Annotated in this window: 11 protein-coding genes and 3 tRNA genes; 6 read left to right on the forward strand and 8 right to left on the reverse strand. The window is 71.8% G+C overall.

Annotated features, from left to right (window positions below; genetic code table 11):
- Window positions 1-39: 39 nt before the first annotated feature.
- The 3 genes from ACZCAH_RS00850 to orn all read right to left on the reverse strand — a co-directional run bounded on the left by ACZCAH_RS00850 (window position 40) and on the right by orn (window position 3,234).
- Window positions 40-834, reverse strand: coding sequence for a GTP pyrophosphokinase (locus tag ACZCAH_RS00850; protein WP_464339286.1), 795 nt, complete (start codon window positions 832-834; stop codon window positions 40-42).
- Window positions 835-1,030: 196 nt separating this feature from the next.
- Window positions 1,031-1,106, reverse strand: a tRNA-His gene (locus ACZCAH_RS00855).
- Window positions 1,107-1,338: 232 nt separating this feature from the next.
- Complete coding sequence (orn, locus tag ACZCAH_RS00860; protein ID WP_464339287.1) at window positions 1,339-3,234, reverse strand: oligoribonuclease; 1,896 nt, start codon at window positions 3,232-3,234, stop codon at window positions 1,339-1,341.
- Between the two features lie 126 nt (window positions 3,235-3,360).
- Here orn and ACZCAH_RS00865 point away from each other — a divergent pair, with 126 nt between their 5' ends.
- The gene (locus tag ACZCAH_RS00865) at window positions 3,361-3,882 is read left to right on the forward strand and encodes an acyl-CoA thioesterase (protein ID WP_464339795.1); all 522 of its coding nucleotides are present in this window, start codon (window positions 3,361-3,363) and stop codon (window positions 3,880-3,882) included.
- Here ACZCAH_RS00865 and ACZCAH_RS00870 read toward each other — a convergent pair.
- The 4 genes from ACZCAH_RS00870 to ACZCAH_RS00885 all read right to left on the reverse strand — a co-directional run bounded on the left by ACZCAH_RS00870 (window position 3,836) and on the right by ACZCAH_RS00885 (window position 9,904).
- Window positions 3,836-4,135, reverse strand: coding sequence for a hypothetical protein (locus ACZCAH_RS00870; protein WP_464339288.1), 300 nt, complete (start codon window positions 4,133-4,135; stop codon window positions 3,836-3,838). The genes ACZCAH_RS00865 and ACZCAH_RS00870 overlap by 47 nt on opposite strands.
- A 51-nt stretch (window positions 4,136-4,186) precedes the next feature.
- Window positions 4,187-4,259 (reverse strand) — tRNA-Arg (locus ACZCAH_RS00875).
- A gap of 15 nt (window positions 4,260-4,274) precedes the next feature.
- Window positions 4,275-5,204 (reverse strand): DNA-formamidopyrimidine glycosylase family protein, encoded by a 930-nt coding sequence (locus ACZCAH_RS00880; RefSeq protein ID WP_464339289.1) that lies wholly within the window; start codon window positions 5,202-5,204, stop codon window positions 4,275-4,277.
- Window positions 5,204-9,904, reverse strand: a complete 4,701-nt coding sequence (locus ACZCAH_RS00885; protein ID WP_464339290.1) for an ATP-dependent helicase — start codon at window positions 9,902-9,904, stop codon at window positions 5,204-5,206. The genes ACZCAH_RS00880 and ACZCAH_RS00885 overlap by 1 nt, the downstream gene beginning before the upstream one ends.
- A 262-nt stretch (window positions 9,905-10,166) precedes the next feature.
- Between ACZCAH_RS00885 and ACZCAH_RS00890 the strand changes: the two genes are divergently transcribed.
- Window positions 10,167-10,796: a superoxide dismutase gene (locus ACZCAH_RS00890; RefSeq protein WP_329745251.1), complete on the forward strand. Its 630-nt coding sequence runs from the start codon at window positions 10,167-10,169 to the stop codon at window positions 10,794-10,796.
- Between the two features lie 418 nt (window positions 10,797-11,214).
- The gene (locus ACZCAH_RS00895) at window positions 11,215-11,721 is read left to right on the forward strand and encodes a single-stranded DNA-binding protein (protein ID WP_464339291.1); all 507 of its coding nucleotides are present in this window, start codon (window positions 11,215-11,217) and stop codon (window positions 11,719-11,721) included.
- A 22-nt stretch (window positions 11,722-11,743) separates the two neighbouring features.
- Here the strand turns inward: ACZCAH_RS00895 and ACZCAH_RS00900 are convergent, their stop codons facing one another.
- Entirely contained in the window at window positions 11,744-12,268 is a 525-nt protein-coding gene (locus ACZCAH_RS00900) for a PPA1309 family protein (RefSeq protein ID WP_464339292.1), read from the reverse strand.
- A gap of 154 nt (window positions 12,269-12,422) precedes the next feature.
- On the opposite strand from ACZCAH_RS00900, the gene ACZCAH_RS00905 reads away from it, so the two are divergent.
- From ACZCAH_RS00905 to ACZCAH_RS00915, 3 genes are all read left to right on the forward strand, one after another.
- Window positions 12,423-15,533 carry a UPF0182 family membrane protein gene (locus ACZCAH_RS00905; RefSeq protein WP_464339293.1) on the forward strand — a complete coding sequence of 1,037 codons (3,111 nt, stop codon included), beginning with the start codon at window positions 12,423-12,425 and terminating at the stop codon, window positions 15,531-15,533.
- A 279-nt stretch (window positions 15,534-15,812) separates the two neighbouring features.
- A tRNA-Met gene (locus tag ACZCAH_RS00910) sits at window positions 15,813-15,886 on the forward strand.
- 253 nt (window positions 15,887-16,139) lie between these two features.
- Window positions 16,140-16,796: an SGNH/GDSL hydrolase family protein gene (locus ACZCAH_RS00915; RefSeq protein WP_464339294.1), complete on the forward strand. Its 657-nt coding sequence runs from the start codon at window positions 16,140-16,142 to the stop codon at window positions 16,794-16,796.
- Window positions 16,797-16,799 lie beyond the last annotated feature (3 nt).

The raw sequence follows: 16,799 nt of genomic DNA on the forward strand, positions 1-16,799 counted from the left end.
CAGTATGGCGCGCATGTCCCCTGTCACATGCTGCCGAGCTCAGGCGGGGGACCCGGGGCGAACCGAGAACAGGCCGCTGCCCCCTCCGGGCGCGGCCTGCGGCCGGATCTCCCCGCGCAGCCGTTCCATCCGCGCATCCAGCTCGTTCGCGACCCGGGCCGCGTCGTCGAGCTCCTCGCGCAGCGCGGGCGGGAGGTTCTTCTCGTACTTGTAGGAGAGCTTGTGCTCGGTGCTGGCCCAGAAGTCCATCGCGATCGTGCGGATCTGCAGTTCGACCGGCACCTGCTCGACATGCGTGGACAGGTACACCGGCACCTGCACGATGAGATGCAGGGAGCGGTAGCCGTTCGGCTTGGGGGCGGCGATGTAGTCCTTGACGGTGAGCACCTCGAGGTCCCCCTGTGAGGCGAGGATGTCCGCGATCCAGTACGCGTCCGCGACGAAGCTCGTGGTGATGCGGATGCCGGCGATGTCGTGGATCCGCTTCCGGATCGCGCGTACCGTCATCTCCCCGCCGGTGCGCAGTGCCTTGTCCATGAGGGACTCGACGGACTTCAGCCGTGTGCGCACATGCTCGATGGGGGAGTAGTCGTGCATCTGCTCGAACTCCTTGCGGAGGATCTCCACCTTCGTGAGCACCTCGTCGATGCCGAACTGGTAGTGCATTCGCAGGGCGATGAACTCCTCGTACACCTGTCGCAGCCCTGCTGCGATCTCGTCCTGCTCGGACTCCGTCAGCACGGCCTGCTCCGCGCGAGCGGCGACGAGGTCGCGGACCGGCTGGGTTGCGACGACCGGCGAGGGCCTCTCCTGCGGTGACGCTGCGTCGTCCATCCGGGGCACTCCTCGCGGGTCGGGGTCGGAGGATCGATCCTGCCAGAACGGACTGGATGCAAGGTGGAGTCGAGGTCGCTGCGGGGCCGAGCCCTGGCTGGGAGGCCGGGGACCTCTCGCACCCCTCAGGTGCTCATCCCGGAGACCCCGCACTCTGCTGGGGAACGAGAAAACGCCCTGTTTCCAGGGCGTTTCTTGGGGTGATCGACGGGATTTGAACCCGCGACCGCCTGGACCACAACCAGGAGCTCTACCAACTGAGCTACGACCACCATGTGCGCGGCGATGCCGTGCAACGAGTAGCAAGCATACCGTCCCCGCCGCGTGGTTCGAGCCGTCCGACGGCCCGCAGGAGTGTGAGTCGCATTGCACTCCTCCGCACTCCTCCTCGGGATCCCGTCGACGCACGGACCCGGGACGGCAGCGCGCCACGGGATCCTCCCCGGTGACGACGGGGACGCGGGGAGCGCTCGGCGGATCCGGCGGCCGAGCGCCCCCGCCGTCTCAGAGGTTCGCGTCGAGCAGACCGTCCCGCAGCGCGGCGGCCAGGGTCGGCGTGACCGGCAGGCGAGGGATGAGCGTCGCCTGGAAGGCGTGGTAGATGTCGGGCTTGCCCGGCCAGGTCACGCCCTGCGGCTCGTTGTCGCCGTCGAGCTCGTGGAACCACGAGCCGTCCTCCGCGTCCAGCAGGAAGGTGGAGATGTACTCCCACCACTGCTCGTAGCGCTCGGCCCAGATCCGCTCGCCGGTGACCTCGTGCATCACGGCGGCGGCGCCCACGGCCTCCGCGGCGACCCAGTGCATGCGCTCGCGGGCGACGGGGGAGCCGTCCCAGTCGACGGTGTAGACGAAGCCGGGGGCGCCGTCGATGCCGAAGGTGCCCGCCGCCTTCTCCATCAGCGCGGTCGCCGCCTCGAGCATCCACTCGGGTGTCTCGCCGTCGGCTGCGAGGAGCGCTGCCCGCGCGTGGAGCACCAGTCGCGCCCACTCGATCCAGTGGCCGACGGTCGCCCCGTAGGGGCGGAAGGGGTGGTTCGGCTCGTCCCGGTTGTAGTCCAGGAGCGGGTTCCAGTCGACGTCGAAGTGCTCGGGCAGCGCCCAGTCGTTCGCCCGGGCGAACTCGTCGATCGCCCGGGTCGCGATGGCGACGGCCCGGTCCAGCCAGCGACGCTCGCCGGTGACGTCCGCGGCGGCCAGCAGGGCTTCCACGGTGTGCATGTTGGCGTTGATCCCGCGGTAGTCCTCGCACTCGGTGAAGGTGCGGTCGAAGGTGTCCACGCTCATCCCCGCGGCCTCGTCGAAGAACTTCTCCTCGAGGACGGTGAGCGCTTCCTCCAGCAGCTCGGCGGCGCCGGGGCGACCGGCGGCCGTCGCGGAGGCGGCGGCGAGCACCACGAAGGCGTGCGCATAGGCCTGCTTGGTGTCGTCGACCGGCGCGCCGTCCTGCACCGAGGCGAACCAGCCGCCGTGCTCCGCGTCGCGGAAGACCCCGCGCAGGGAGGCGACGCCATGATCGGCGAAGCGCCCGAAGTCGGGGCGTCCCAACAGGTGGCCGAGGGAGAAGCAGTGCGTCATCCGGCAGGTGATCCACAGCTCGGCCGGGCGGGAGAGGTCCGGGGCGCCCTCCTCGTCGAGCCAGGAGAAACCGCCGTCCTCCCGCACCGACTCGGAGCCGAAGACGAGCAGCTCATCGCCCTCGCCCTCGAGCCAGGAGCGGTGGGAGGGCCGGGACAGCCAGGGCTGGTGGGGGCCGGGGGCAGGGGTCACGGGGTTCTCCTCGTCGGTGAGCTCAAAGGTGCGTGCGGCGGCCTGGGCCTGGGCGGAGGTCGGGCCGGGCTCGTCGACGAGCAGCACCTCGCGGTAGTACTTCAGCTCCTGGATCGACTCGCGGATGTCGGCGAGGGCGCGGTGGCCGCCGTGCTTCGCGGGGATGTTGTAGTAGACGCGCGGGAACCAGCGCTTGGCGAGCTCCTTGAGGCTCGAGACGTCGATGGTGCGGTACGAGAGCCAGTTCGCGAACTCGGGCACGTCGCGGTCCAGGAAGGCGCGGTCGGTGCCGACGCTGTTGCCGGCGAGCGGGGCCTTCCCCGGCTCCGGGCAGAACTCCCGCACGTACTCGAGGCACAGCTCCTGCGCCTCCTCGAGGGTCATGCCCGCCTCGAGCTCGTCGAGAAGGCCCGAGGTGGTGTGCATCCGGACCACGAAGGGGTCCATTCCCTCGAGCGCCTCCGCCGGGGGCCTGATGACGACGTCGACGCCGTCCCCGAGGATGTTCAGATCGGCGTCGGTCACGAGCACCGCGATCTCGACGAGCGCGTCGCGCTGCTTGTCGAGTCCGGTCATCTCGCAGTCGACCCAGATGATGCGGTCGTTCACGGAGCGGGAGGAGCTGGAGGTCACCGGACAACAGTAGCGCGAGGGCCGGTCCCGCCCGGGGGCCGGGACGCGGGCCGCGAGAGATTACCCTGTGGTCATCCGGAGTCGAGGGCGGGCCGACGGGGGCCCGGGGAGGATCCTGCCGTGAACATGTACATCCGCCTTCTCCTGTTCCTGGTGCGGGTGCGCGGGAAGACCCCGCTCTCGATCTGGGACACCTCGAGGGCGCGCTTTCGCGTGAACCTCGCCGATCTCGACGTGCAGCGGCACATGAACAACGGCCGCTACCTCTCGATCATGGATCTCGGCCGGATGGACCTCATGTTCCGCTCCGGCTTCTGGAAGCGGATCACCGATGCCGGGTGGTACCCGGTCGTCGCGGGCCAGACCATCACCTATCGCCGCTCCCTCACGCTCGGGCAGAGGTTCGATCTGGACACCCGGGTGATCGGGCACGACGACCGGTGGATCTACATGGAGCAGGTGTTCCGCCGCGGGGGCCGGGTGGTCGCCGATGCGGTCGTGCGGGCCCGCTTCCTGCGTGAGGAGGGCGGCTCCGTCCCGGTCCCCGAGGTGCTCGAGCTTTCCGGTCCGATGCCCGCGGACCGCGAGCTGCCCGCCTGGGTCACCGCCTGGAACGAGGGCTCCTCGGCGCACGGCCGGGAGGTGTGACGAGGCGAGCGGCCCGCGACCGCCGGCGGACCTCCTCGACGAGCCCGAGCACGAGCAGCACCACCACTGCGCCGAGCAGGATCCACTGTTCGAAGACCGCGGCGAGCACCCCGGTGACCAGCAGCGCCCCGAGGTAGACGGCGTCGAGCACCCTCCGGGAGACGCCGAGCAGGCGTGCACCGAGCGGCGTGCGCGTCAGGCGCAGCAGGATCAGCAGGGCGATCGCGCCGAACGTGAGGACCTTCAGGATCATCTCGGTGGCACCTCTGCGGCGGGCGGGGATCGGCGGTGTGCCGACGGGCGGCGCCCCCAGCAGGACTCGAACCTGCAACCTACGGATTAGAAGGCCGTTGCTCTATCCATTGAGCTATGGAGGCTGACGGCGCACGAGTCTACCGAGGCGCGCGTCGACCCCGGGCCCGAGAGGCCGGTGGCGTCCCGCTCACCTCGGTCGCACCCGGTCCTGCCTGGCAGCGGGGACAGAACCACAGCACTCGCGCCTCGGTCCCCTCGAGCCGCGGCTCGGCCAGCTCGCCCCGCTCGACCCGGGTGCGACAGCGGCGGCACTGGCGGCCTCCGCGGCCGTACACCCACAGGTCGCCGTCCCGGCCGAGCATCCCGCCGGTGGTCACCCGCACCTCCCGGTCTCGGTTCAGCACCAACAGCCGGTGTGCGAGGTCGACGAGCTCCCCGAGGTCCCCGGCGGCGGAGACGGGGGCGGCGGGATGCACCCGGCGCAGGAAGCACAGCTCGCTGCGGTAGATGTTCCCGATCCCGGCGAGGACGTGCTGGTCCAGCAGGGCGAGGCCGATCGGTCGCGTGGGCTCGGCGGCGAGGTTCGCGATCGCTCGCGCGCGCAACGACGGATCGGCGTCCCAGTCCGGGTCCAGCAGATCGGGGCCCAGTCTCCCGAGCAGCTGCTCCTCGTCGGCCGTGCGCAGCAGCCGCACCTGCTTGACGTCGTAGGCGACGGCCCGCACCGACCTCCCGTCCCCGTGCCGGGCCTGGAGCTCGATACGGATCGTGTCGGGAGAGCGAGGTCCGGCGCTGGTGTCGCTCGAGCGCAGCGCCCGCCCGTCGACGCGCCAGATCCCGTCCATCATCAGATGGCTGTGCAGGGTCAACGGGCTCGGTCCGGGCCCGGGAGGGGCGAGCCGGATCAGGAGGTGCTTGCCGCGCGGTCGCACCTCGAGCACGCTCCAGCCGGCCAGGTCGGCGGTCGCCGCGCGCGGCACCCGGAGGTCGCAGGCGGTGAGCACGGCGCCGGCGAGAGCCTCGTCGAGGATCCGGCACTGACGCGCCACGGTGTCGCCCTCGGGCATCAGCGATCACCCGCCCGCAGCCGTAGCGAGCGGGGGGAGCGGTAGCAGCCGGCCTCGGCGAGGGCTGCGGTGACGTGGGCGACCGGCTCCGCGTCGAGGCCGTGGCCGGTGATGCGCTCGATCCGCAGCTGCGGCAGGCGGGAGTCCTCCGCCACGGCGCGGACCAGCTGCTCCGCGGTCCCCGGCGTCGCGGCCTCGTCGGCCCACCACAGCAGGTGCTTCCCGCCCCGATCGACGAAGGCCTGCACGTGGCCGTCCCGGAGCAGCACGAGAGCCCCGGCGCGGCGCGCGGGGCGCACCGCCCGGCCCTCCGGCGGGGCGATCGGCAGTGCAGGCCAGGGGAGCGCCGCACCATAGGGGTTCGCCGGATCGGTCGCCGCGAGCGCCACCGCGACGGCATCGGCCGACGGGCCCGTCCCCGGCGCCCCGGCCCCGGAGCTCGCCGAGGCCTCCTGGTCGCGGTCGCGGAGCAGGTCCACCGCCTCGGCGGGGGCGAACTGGGAGGCGCCGAGATGGTCCACGAAGTAGCCCCGGCGGCAGCCGCCGCTGTCCTCGAGCGCGGAGAGCACCCGGTACACGCCGGCGAAGCCGCCGGGGACGTCCTCCACATCCATCGCGCCGCGGGTGACCACGCCGTGGCGGTCCAGCAGCAGCGCCGCGAGGGCCGCCGCCCGGGCGGCGGGATCCACCGCATCGACCCGCACTGCGGACCAGCGGCCGGTGCCGAGGGCGGTGCTGGCGAGCTCCGCGCTGCTCGTGACGCCCTGGCGCATCATCGCCGCGGAGAGCCGGGCGGCGCCGCGTCGACCGAGGGTCCGTGACCGGGACGGCGTGCCCGAGCGTCGGGCGCTCCCGGTGCGGGCGGCACCGCTGCCCGAGGGTCCGTGGGCGAGGGCGCGCAGCGCCGCGAAGGAGTCGTTGGTGATCAGTCCCTGGAAGGCGAGATCCCACACCGCCTCCTCGAGCGCGGCGGGGTCCACCGGCGTGCCGTCCTCCCCCGCCAGTACCGCGAAGATCTCCCCGTGACGCAGCGCGCCGGGCGTGGCGCGCAGCAGGGCGAGGACGCGCGCGGCGAGCGAGTCCTGCGGCAGGGCGTCCGCGGCCTCCTCGAGGGCTGCGACGTCGAGGCCCAGGGGCAGCGCGTCGGCGAGGTGGAGCCGGACCCAGCCGTCGTCGGCGCCGAGGCGGCCGTGCCCGGTCCACACCAGTTCCCCGCTCGCGAAGGCGGCATCCAGCAGGGCGGGCGTCATCTCGGGCAGGCGGGCCGGGAGCACCTGGCGCTCCCAGGCGGACAGCGGCAGCGAGACCCCCGCCAGCTGGTCCACCACGGAGAGCAGACCGTCGTGTCCGGACCAGGAGGCACGCTCGCGGCGGCCGTCGGCCCTACGCCCCACGAGGTGCTGCCACTGGCCCAGGAAGCGGGCGTAGACGGGGCCGGGGACCGGTGCGATCTCGCGGCGCGAGGCGGCGAGGCTCGCTCGACGGATGCGGCGCAGCACGTCCGTCTCGACCCATTCCTCGCCCTCGCGGCCCGGGGTGAACTCGCCCTGGGAGAGGACGCGCTCCGCGGTGAGCTGCTCGAGCGCCGCCCGGGCCACCCCCGGCGCGAGGCCGAAGGCCTCCGTCGGCGCCGCGGCCGGGAACGGGCCCCGACCCCGGGCCCAGCGGGCGAGCAGCTGAGCGACCGCCCGGTCCACCGGGGCGAGGAACGCGGCGGGCACTCCCGTCGGCAGCGCCGTGCCCAGCGCATCGCGCAGCAGGCCCGCATCCTCGACCGCCGCCAGATGTTCGGTGCCGGAGATCCGTACACGGATCACGCGACGCGCCCGCTCGAGCTCCGCGAGCGCCTCGTCGACGTCGATCTCGTCGGCCGCGCGCTCGACGATCTGGCCCACGGTGAGCGGGCCGAGGCGCCGCAGGGCGTCGGCGAGCTGCTCGGCGCTGCGCAGCGCCCGTTCCGCCGTGAGCCCCTGCAGGCTCCTCTCGACCTCGGCGATCACCTCGGTGTCCAACAGCTCCCGCAGGCTCACCGTGCCCAGCAGCTCGGCCAGCAGCGACTGGTCCAGGGCGAGGGCCGCGGTGCGCCGTTCGGCGAGCGGTGCGTCGGCGTCGTAGAGGAACTGCGCCATGTAGCCGAAGAGCAGGGAGCGGGCGAACGGGGAGGGCGACGGGGTCTCGACCTCGTGCACCTGCACGCGCCGGCGTCCGACCTGGGTCATCAGCTCCACCAGTGCCGGCAGGTCGTACACGTCCTGGAGGCACTCCCGCGCCGCCTCGAGCATGATCGGGAAGTCCGGATAGGGACGCGCCACCTCGAGCAGATGCGCCGACCGCTGTCGCTGCTGCCACAGCGGCGCCCGCTGGTTCGGGTCCCGGCGCGGCAGCAGCAGCGCCCGGGCGGCGCACTCCCGGAACCGCGCCGCGAACAGTGCGGAGGAGCCGACCAGGCGCCGCACCTCCTCCGCGATCTCCTCCGGCTCGAAGGTGAACAGGTCCGCGCCCGGGGGCTGCTCGCCGTGGGGGATGCGCAGCACGATCCCGTCGTCGGCCGCCATCACCTGGCCGTCCAGGCCGTAGCGCTCCTCGACGCGGGCACCGACCGCGAGTGCCCACGGCGCCGTGATCCGCTGTCCGGCCGCGCAGTGCAGCACCACCCGCCAGTCCCCGAGCTCGTCGAGGAAGCGTTCGACCACGAGTCGGTCGGGGCCCGGCATCACGGAGGTGACCTGCAGCTGTTCGCCGAGATGATCGAGCAGGACGGTGCGCGCGTTCTCGTCCAGCCCCAGTCCGGTCAACCGCTCCGCGGCCTCGTCGCGGGGGAGGGCGGCGAGCTCGGCCTGCGCCGTGGAGATCGCCCGGCCGAGGCTCGCGGGACGGCCGTCCCCGTCGCCGTGCCAGAACGGGATCCGGCCGCTGAGCCCGAAGGCGGGGGAGACCGTGACGCGGGACGCGGTGATCTCCTCGATCCGCCAGCTGCTGGTCCCGAGCGTGATCACGTCCCCGCGCCGGGACTCGTAGACCATCTCCTCGTCGAGCTCTCCCACCCTCCGCGGCTGGGAGTCGCCGTCGGAGGCGACCAGGTGCACCGGGTACAGCCCTCGATCGGGGATGGTGCCACCGCTGGTCACGGCGAGGCGCTGCGCTCCGGGACGTGCGGTGAGGGTGCCGGTGGCATGGTCGTGGACCAGCCGCGGGCGCAGCTCCGTGAAGGCGGTCGAGGGGTACCGGCCGGCGAGCAGATCGATCGTCTGGTCGAAGGCGGCGCGCGGCAGGGCCCGATAGGGATGCGCGGAGCGGACCAGATCGAACCAGGCGTCGATCTGCAGGTCCTCCATGGCGGCGGCCGAGACCGTGTGCTGGGCCAGGACGTCCAGGGCGTTGCGGGGCACGGCGAGCGGCTCGATCCGCCCGGCGACGGCCTCCTGCACCGCGACCGCGGAGCGGAGCACGTCGGCCGCATGCAGGGGGTGGAGGGACCCGGTGGAGACGGCGCCGACGTCGTGCCCGGCCCGGCCCACCCGCTGCAGCAGGCTCGAGACCGACATCGGGGCCGCGACCTGCAGCACGAGGTCGACCGCGCCCATGTCGATGCCCAGCTCGAGGGAGCTGGTCGCGACCACGCAGCGCAGCGTCCCCGCCTTCAGCTGGTCCTCGATCTGCGCGCGCACCTCCTTCGCCATCGAGCCGTGATGGGCACGCGCGATGTCTGGGGCCTCCTCGGGCTCCGCGTCGCTGGCCGAGTCTGCGGACTCGTCCGCCGCCGCGGCGAGGCGCCGGGTGTGGAGCCGGTTCAGCTTCCCGGTGAGGCGCTCCGCCTGGCTGCGGGAGTTCGTGAACACGATCGTGGAGCGGTGGGCGAGGACCTCCTCGTACACCGCCCGCTCGACGTGCGGCCAGATCGTCCCCGAGACGTCCTCGTCGTCGACGGCATCGGCCGGCGGCTCGATCGCCTTCAGGTCCGGGACGGGGAGGGAGATGCTCAGGTCCCATCGCTTCGTCGACGCGGGGCGCACCACCGTCGCCGAGCGCCCGCTACCGGAGCCGCTGAGGAAGGCCGCCACCTCGTCCACGGGCTCGACCGTCGCCGACAGCCCGATCCGTTGCGCGGGACGCTCCAGCAGCGCGTCGAGCCGTGCGAGCGACAGGGCCAGGTGCACGCCGCGCTTGGTGCCGGCGACCGCATGGACCTCGTCGAGGATCACCGTGTCGACTGCGGTGAGCGTCTCGCGCGCCTGCGAGGTGAGCATCAGGAACAGCGACTCGGGGGTGGTGATGAGGATGTCCGGCGGACGGGAGGCGAGCCGACGGCGCTCCGCGGGCGGGGTGTCCCCGGTGCGGACGCCCACGCTCAGCGGCCGACGCTCCTCGCCGAGCCGCTCCGCCGTGCGCGCCGTTCCCACGAGCGGCGAGGTCAGATTCCGCTCCACGTCGACGCCCAGCGCCTTGAGCGGCGAGATGTACAGGACCGAGGTGCGCGGGGAGTCCGAGGGCGGCACGGCGGAGAGCCGATCGATCGCGCTGAGGAAGGCGGCGAGGGTCTTGCCGGAGCCGGTCGGTGCGACGACGAGCGTGTCCTCACCCCGGGCGATCGCGGCCCACGCCGCCTTCTGGGCGGCGGTGGGTGCCTCAAAGGACTCCTCGAACCAGGTCGTCGTGGAGCGCGAGAACGAGGAGGGGAGGGCGCTGCGGGGGCGGGCCATCGGTCCATTGTCGCGCGGGGGGCCGACGCCCGGTGCCGTTCCGCCGCGGCCGACAGGGGCGGCGCCGCGGGGCGGTGATCGACGGCGCATCGCGGCGGGCGATCGACGACGCCTCGCGGCGGGGCCGTTCGAGAGGTGCCGCGCGACCGACGATCGCCCCGCGACCACGCCTGCCGCCACTCCGCGGCGCGTGGCAGGATGGACGGCACGGCGGGGCCCGCAGCGGCTGGTCCCGCGCACTTCTGACGAAGGGATGATCCACATGGCGGAGTTCACGCTTCCCGATCTCGATTACGACTACGGCGCTCTGGATCCCTCGATCTCGGGCCGGATCATGGAGCTGCACCACTCCAAGCACCACGCGACCTACGTCAAGGGCGCCAACACCGCGCTGGAGAAGCTGGCGGCGGCGCGTGAGGCGAACGATTTCGGCACGGTGAACCAGCTGTCGAAGGACCTCGCGTTCAACCTGGGCGGTCACACGAACCACTCGATCTTCTGGAAGAACCTCTCCCCGGAGGGTGGCGACAAGCCGACCGGTGAGCTGGCGGCGGCGATCGATGAGTTCTTCGGCTCCTTCGATGCGTTCCGCGCCCACTTCACGGCCGCGGCGCTGGGGATCCAGGGCTCCGGCTGGGCCGTGCTGGCCTACGAGCCGGCTGGCGGGAACCTGGTGATCGAGCAGTTCTACGATCAGCAGAACGGGGTGCCGGTGGCGACGATCCCGCTGTTCCAGCTGGATATGTGGGAGCACGCGTTCTACCTGGATTACCAGAACGTGAAGGCTGATTACGTGAAGGCGGTCTGGAACATCGTGAACTGGGCGGATGTCCAGGCGCGGTTCGAGAACGCGCGGGCGAACGCGAGCACGATCGTGGTGCCCGGCGCCTGATCCGCGTCGCGGTACGGGTCAGCAATGACCGGTGCGGTGCGCGCCCGGTGCGCGCTGATCTCGGACGGTCGGTCCCTCTCCGGAGGGGCCGGCCGTTTCGTGTGTTCCGGGGGTCTCCGCCGCCGGTGACGCCTGGCCCGGAGCCGGCCACTTCTGTGACCGGGGTTCTGCGGCCCGGTCCCAGCTGCTCCTGCTGAAAAACCGCGTGTGGCGTGACCTCAGGGCCTGTGAGGGATTGAGGTCACGCCCGGCACGGAATTCCAGCAGGGCCGAGCCGTGGACCGTTCCTCCCCACACCCCGTTCATCCACAGGATCCGCGCCGCCCTGGAAGCGCCGCGTCGTGCCGAGGACGCTGAAGTCCATCGGCACCGTGCCGAGGCCGGGATGGTCCCGGCACCTCAGGAAGGACGACGCACCATGCGCGACATCCAGACCAGCATCACCGGCAACGCCACCGCCGACCCGGCCATCCACAAGCATCGCGACGGCAGCGAGAGCACCTCGGTGCGGATCGCGGTGACCGGCAGCTACTTCGACCGCGAGAAGGGCGAGTTCGTCGACCGCCGCACCGAGTTCATCACCGTGTACGCCCGGCGCGGACTCGGCCAGAACCTCGCGCACTCCGTGCGCAAGGGGCAGCCGCTCGTGGTCAGCGGTCGCCTCGGCAGCTCCGAGTGGGTCGACAAGGAGGGCGTGACGCGGTTCAGCCTCACCCTGTGGGCCGAGACCATCGGTCACGATCTCCGCTACGGCAGTGCCGTGTTCACCCGCCCGACCCGCGCCGCCGATGTGCCCGTGTTCGACCACGACACCGGCGTGATCCTGCCGGAGGACGTCTCCGACGGAGCGGACGATCTCCGTCAGGACGATGCCGAGGAGGAGACCTCCGAGGAGCGCGAGCTCGCCGGATCCGCGCCTTTCTGAGCGCAGCGACCGCGGCGGGCGCTCAGTCCGAGGCGAAGGTCTGCTGGAGGGCCGTGGTGATGTCCGGCAGCAGAGCAGCGCCCAGGGCGTATCCGCGCCCGTCGCCCCGGTCGACCGCAGACCAGGTCGTGCCGTCCGCCAGGGCCGCGACGACGACCCGCAGCTTTCCGAGAGGCCGGGCATCCGGCGCCTCGATCCCGCGAAGCTCCACCGCAGAAGGCGCCAGGTCAGCGGCGAGCGCGCCACCGGCGGCCAGGTCCGGCCACTGCACCTGCTCGAGGGCGGCCAGCGGATCGGTGGACTGGTCCGCGGTGCCGTCGTCGAGGTCGATCGGGGTGAGGTGCAGGGGATCCGGGGCCGTCGCCTGCCCGATACCCAGCAGGGCGGCGAGCGAGGGCGAGGCCTCCATCAGCTCGGCGCTGCGGGCCAGGGCGAACAGGCGCGGTGCGGGGAGGTCGCTCTCGCCGACGTGGCGGGCGATCTCCAGCACGCTCGCGGCCAGTGCCGCGGTGGGGGCGTCGAGGGGGTCCTGGGCGGGGATCGTCATCAGATCGAGAACTCTCTTCCAGGAAGGCCTGACAGAATGGTGTGGCCCTCGCCCTGCGCGGGGGCACTCCACTGTACCCGGACGTCGAGGACCGGTCCCGCGCTGCGGCGGGTGACCACCACGGCTCCGACCCCGAGGCCCTTTGAGGTACCCCGTGAGCTTCTCCGCCCCGTTCGGCGACGTCCCCCGCCCCTCTCCGAGACCGGCGTCGGGCGCCGGCGAGGAGGGGCCGCGTCGGATCTCCCCGCTGGCCATCACCGCCCTCGCGATCGGTCTGCTGCTCGTCGGCCTGGTCATCGCCTCGGAGGTGTGGACCAAGTACCTGTGGATGGATCAGCTGGGCGCGGCAGACGTCCTCCTGGTGCGTTGGGGGACGCAGGCGGTCCTCTTCGCGATCGCCTTCGTGGTGCTCGCCGTCCCGCTCTTCTTCAGCCTGCGGTTCTCCTACACGCAGCGTCCCGTCTACCCGCCGATCACCCGCGAGCAGGAGGCGCTGGAGCAGTTCCGCGCGGCCGTCGACCCGTTGCGCCGGGGCCTGACCTACGCCGCGCCGGTCGTGATCGGGGCCTTCGGCGGTCTCGCCGCCTCGCGCCGCTGGCAGGACGTGCAGCTGTTCCTGCATTCCCAGGACTTCGGGCAGACCGATCCGGTCTTCGGCAACGACATCGGCTTCTACGTGTTCACCCTGCCGGTCATCGACATGGTCGTGTCCTACGGGCAGTTCGTGCTCCTGGTCGCGATCGTCGGCGCCGTGATCGGCCACTTCATCTACGGCGGCGTCGCCTGGGGCCAGGAGCGCGGTCTCGAGGTCACCACCGCCGCCCGCCGTCATCTCGGCGTGCTCGCCGCGCTGTACGTGCTCTTCCTCGGCGCGGGGCACTGGTTCCAGCGCTACGACATGCTGGTCAACGAGCACGACCGCTTCGACGGGGCGAGCTTCACCGACGTCACCGCGATCCTGCCTGCCCAGACCATCATCGCGATCTCCTCGATCGTGGTCGCCGCGCTGTTCGTGCTGTGGATCCTGCGGGCGGACTGGCGGATCCCCGCCGTCGGCGCCGGACTGATGCTGCTGACCACCCTGGTGGTCGGCAACGCCTACCCGTGGGCGATCCAGCAGTTCCGCGTCCAGCCCAACGAGCGCGCCCTCGAGCAGCCGTACATCCAGGACAACATCGACTCCACCCGCGCGGCCTTCGGCCTCGATGCGATCGAGGAGGTGCCGTACACGGCGGCGACCGATGCGGAGCCCGGTGCCCTGCGCGCCGATGCCGCCACCACGGCGCAGATCCGCCTGATGGACCCCAACGTCGTCTCCCCGACGTTCGTCCAGCGCGAGGCGAACCGTCAGTACTGGGGCTTCGACGAGGTGCTCGCCGTGGACCGTTACGAGATCGGCGGGGAGCTGCAGGACACCGTCGTCGGCGTGCGCGAGCTGCGCCCTGACAAGTTCGGCCTCGCCGAGCGCTCCTGGGTCGATCAGCACATCATCTACACCCACGGCTACGGGCTCGCCGCGGCCTACGGCAACCGTCGCAGCTCCGACGGCGAGCCGAGCTTCCTGCAGTCCGGCGTCCCGGGGACCGGCGAGCTGGGGGAGTACGAGGAGCGCGTCTACTTCGGCCGCCACTCGCCGGACTACTCGATCGTCGGCGCCCCCGAGGGTGCGACCCCTGAGGAGTTCGACTACCAGCGCGGCAGCACCGACAGCGAGGAGGGCGGCGACCAGGTCTACAACACCTACCAGGGTGACGGCGGCCCCTCGGTGGGCAGCTTCGTCAACCAGCTGCTCTACGCGATCAAGTTCCGCGACCCGAACATCGTGATCTCGGGCTACGTGAACGAGGAGTCGCAGATCCTCTACGACCGCGATCCGGCGCAGCGGGTCCGCGAGGTCGCCCCCTTCCTCTCGCTCGACTCGCAGATGTACCCGGCGGTCGTCGACGGCGAGATGGTGTGGGTGATCGACGGCTACACGACCACCACCGAGTACCCGTACGCCCAGGAGGTCGACCTCGACGCGGTCGTGAACGACTCGCAGACCGACCCGCGGGCCAGCGCCGGCAACCGGTCCCGCAGCGCGAACTACATGCGCAACTCCGTCAAGGCCACCGTCAGCGCCTTCGACGGCTCGGTCACCCTCTACACCTGGGACACCGAGGATCCGATCCTCCAGGCCTGGTCCGAGGTGTTCCCCGAAGCCCTGCGCCCCGCCGATGAGATCAGCGACCAGCTGATGTCGCACCTGCGCTACCCGGCAGACCTCTTCAAGGCACAGCGCCAGCTGATCTCGACGTACCACATCACCGATGCGGACGACTTCTTCACCCAGCAGGACTTCTGGCAGGTCTCCCCGGACCCGACGGTGCAGCCCACCACCAACCCCGACGGGAGCGCGGGCACCCAGCCGCCGCAGCCGCCGATGTACCTCACCATGCAGATGCCGGGCGATGACTCGCCGCGGTTCATGCTCTCGTCGAGCTTCATCCCCTCGGACGGCCAGAGCGTGCTCACCGGCTTCCTCGCTGTGGACTCCGAGACCGGCAGCGACGGCGGCAATCCCGCCGAGACCTACGGCAAGATGACCCTGCTGGTCCTGCCCACCTCGAACCCGGTCAACGGCCCGGGACAGGTGCAGGCGACCTTCAACTCGGATCCGACCGTGTCGCAGGCGCTGAACCTGCTGCGCGAGGGTAACTCCGAGGTGATCAACGGCAACCTGCTCACGGTGCCCGTCGGCGGCGGCCTGCTGTACGTCCAGCCCGTCTACCTGCAGTCCTCGGCCGCCGGCGGCGGTACCCAGTACCCGCTGCTGCAGATGGTGCTGGTGTCCTTCGGCGACAAGGTCGGCTTCGCGCCAACCCTCGACGAGGCGATGGACCTGGTGTTCGGCGGCGATTCCGGCGCCGACGCGGGTGACGCCGAGGTGACCGGCTCGACCGAGCCCGCGGCCGGTGACGAGGAGTCGCTCTCCGGCGCCGTCGACACCGAGGGCGGCGAGAGCACCCCGGCGGAGCCGCCGGCGGACGGTGAGACCGCCGAGCCGACGCAGGCCCCCACGGAGGGGGGCACGCCGCAGCAGCGCCTCGACCAGGCCCTCGCGGACATGGACGCCGCGGTGATCGACGCCGAGGAGGCCATGGCCGCCGGGGACTGGGCCGCCTACGGCGAGGCCCAGGACCGGCTGACCGACGCGCTCAACCGCGCGAACACCGCCAACCAGGAGATCAACGGGGGAGGCGCCTCCGACGGCGGAGAGGGCTGAGAGCTCATCCCTCGCGAGGGCACCCCTCCCATGGCGCCCGCCGACTCGACCACGGTCGAGTCGGCGGGCGCCGTCGTGTCCGGGGCGGAACAGCCCCGCCCGGAGCGGACCGGACCTCTCCGGGTCGGAACCGTCCTGTCCTGGCCGTTCCGCCGTGGTCTGGAGCGGTCCGCAGTGATGCCGGTGCCCCGTGAAATCCCCGTGAACGTGCGATGGCACACGTCCGAGGGATCTCGCCTGGACTCGGCGGCCGGCTCGTCCTAGAGTTGTCGATGTCGCCGCGGGGTGGAGCAGTTCGGTAGCTCGCCGGGCTCATAACCCGGAGGTCGTAGGTTCAAATCCTGCCCCCGCTACGAATAAGGCCCCTTCTCAGCAGAAATGCTGAGGAGGGGTCTTTTGCTGTGCCCCCGGAGCCGCTCCACGGCGTCTGAGGGAGCAAGTTCGGCGTGGGATGCTCCCTGAGGCGCCGCTACAGCGCGACGGGACCCGGGGCCAGGGGTGGAGCATCGCCTCGGCGGGTCGGCGGGTCGGCGGGTCGGCGGGTCGGCGGGTCGGCGGGTCGGCGGGTCGCTCACCGTCGGGTCCCTCCGATGGCAGGATGTGCGCATGACCACGACGTCCGCGCCCACGCCGCGCACCCTCCTGTTTATCGGGGACTCCATCACCGACTGCGCGCGCGCCGAGGACCCGGCGGGTCTCGGCTTCGGCTACGTCCGCCTCCTCGCCGAGCACTTCGCGGCCCATGAGCCGACGGCCACCGTGATCAATCGCGGCATCAGCGGAAACAAGGCCCGCGACCTCCGGGCCCGCTTCGACGGGGACTGCCTCGACCTGAACCCGGACGTCGTGACGATCTACGTGGGCGTCAACGACGTGTGGCACGGCTTCACCAGCGGCGACGGCGTCAGCGACGCGGACTTCGAGCGGGACTACCGCTTCCTGCTCGACCAGCTGTCGGCGACCCGTCCGGCGGTCCCGGTGCTGCTCGTGGTGCCCTTCGTCGCCGATGTCGACGAGGAGAAGGCCGGGTATCACGGGGAACTCGACAAGAAGGTCGCGATCATCCGCGCCCTCGGCAAGGAGTTCGGGGCCGCGATCGTGGATCTCGAGGCGGTTCTCGAGGAGGCGTGGACCGTCGGGCACGCCCCGGCGAGCATCGCCGAGGACGGCGTGCACCCGACGATCGCGGGCCACCGCCTGCTCGCGGATGCGTGGCTGGACGTGTTCCGCACCGTCGACCACACCCTCGCCCGCTTGCGCTGACGC

The sequence above is a fragment of the Brachybacterium sp. B718/18 genome (assembly GCF_055454375.1).

Coding starts and splice junctions, on each gene's coding strand:
- ACZCAH_RS00880 (WP_464339289.1), bottom strand. CDS start 5,204: ATGCCCGAGGGCGACACCGTGGCGCGTCAGTGCCGGATCCTCGACGAG.
- ACZCAH_RS00850 (WP_464339286.1), bottom strand. CDS start 834: ATGGACGACGCAGCGTCACCGCAGGAGAGGCCCTCGCCGGTCGTCGCA.
- ACZCAH_RS00865 (WP_464339795.1), top strand. CDS start 3,361: ATGTACATCCGCCTTCTCCTGTTCCTGGTGCGGGTGCGCGGGAAGACC.
- ACZCAH_RS00885 (WP_464339290.1), bottom strand. CDS start 9,904: ATGGCCCGCCCCCGCAGCGCCCTCCCCTCCTCGTTCTCGCGCTCCACG.
- ACZCAH_RS00890 (WP_329745251.1), top strand. CDS start 10,167: ATGGCGGAGTTCACGCTTCCCGATCTCGATTACGACTACGGCGCTCTG.
- ACZCAH_RS00870 (WP_464339288.1), bottom strand. CDS start 4,135: ATGATCCTGAAGGTCCTCACGTTCGGCGCGATCGCCCTGCTGATCCTG.
- ACZCAH_RS00900 (WP_464339292.1), bottom strand. CDS start 12,268: ATGACGATCCCCGCCCAGGACCCCCTCGACGCCCCCACCGCGGCACTG.
- ACZCAH_RS00915 (WP_464339294.1), top strand. CDS start 16,140: ATGACCACGACGTCCGCGCCCACGCCGCGCACCCTCCTGTTTATCGGG.
- ACZCAH_RS00895 (WP_464339291.1), top strand. CDS start 11,215: ATGCGCGACATCCAGACCAGCATCACCGGCAACGCCACCGCCGACCCG.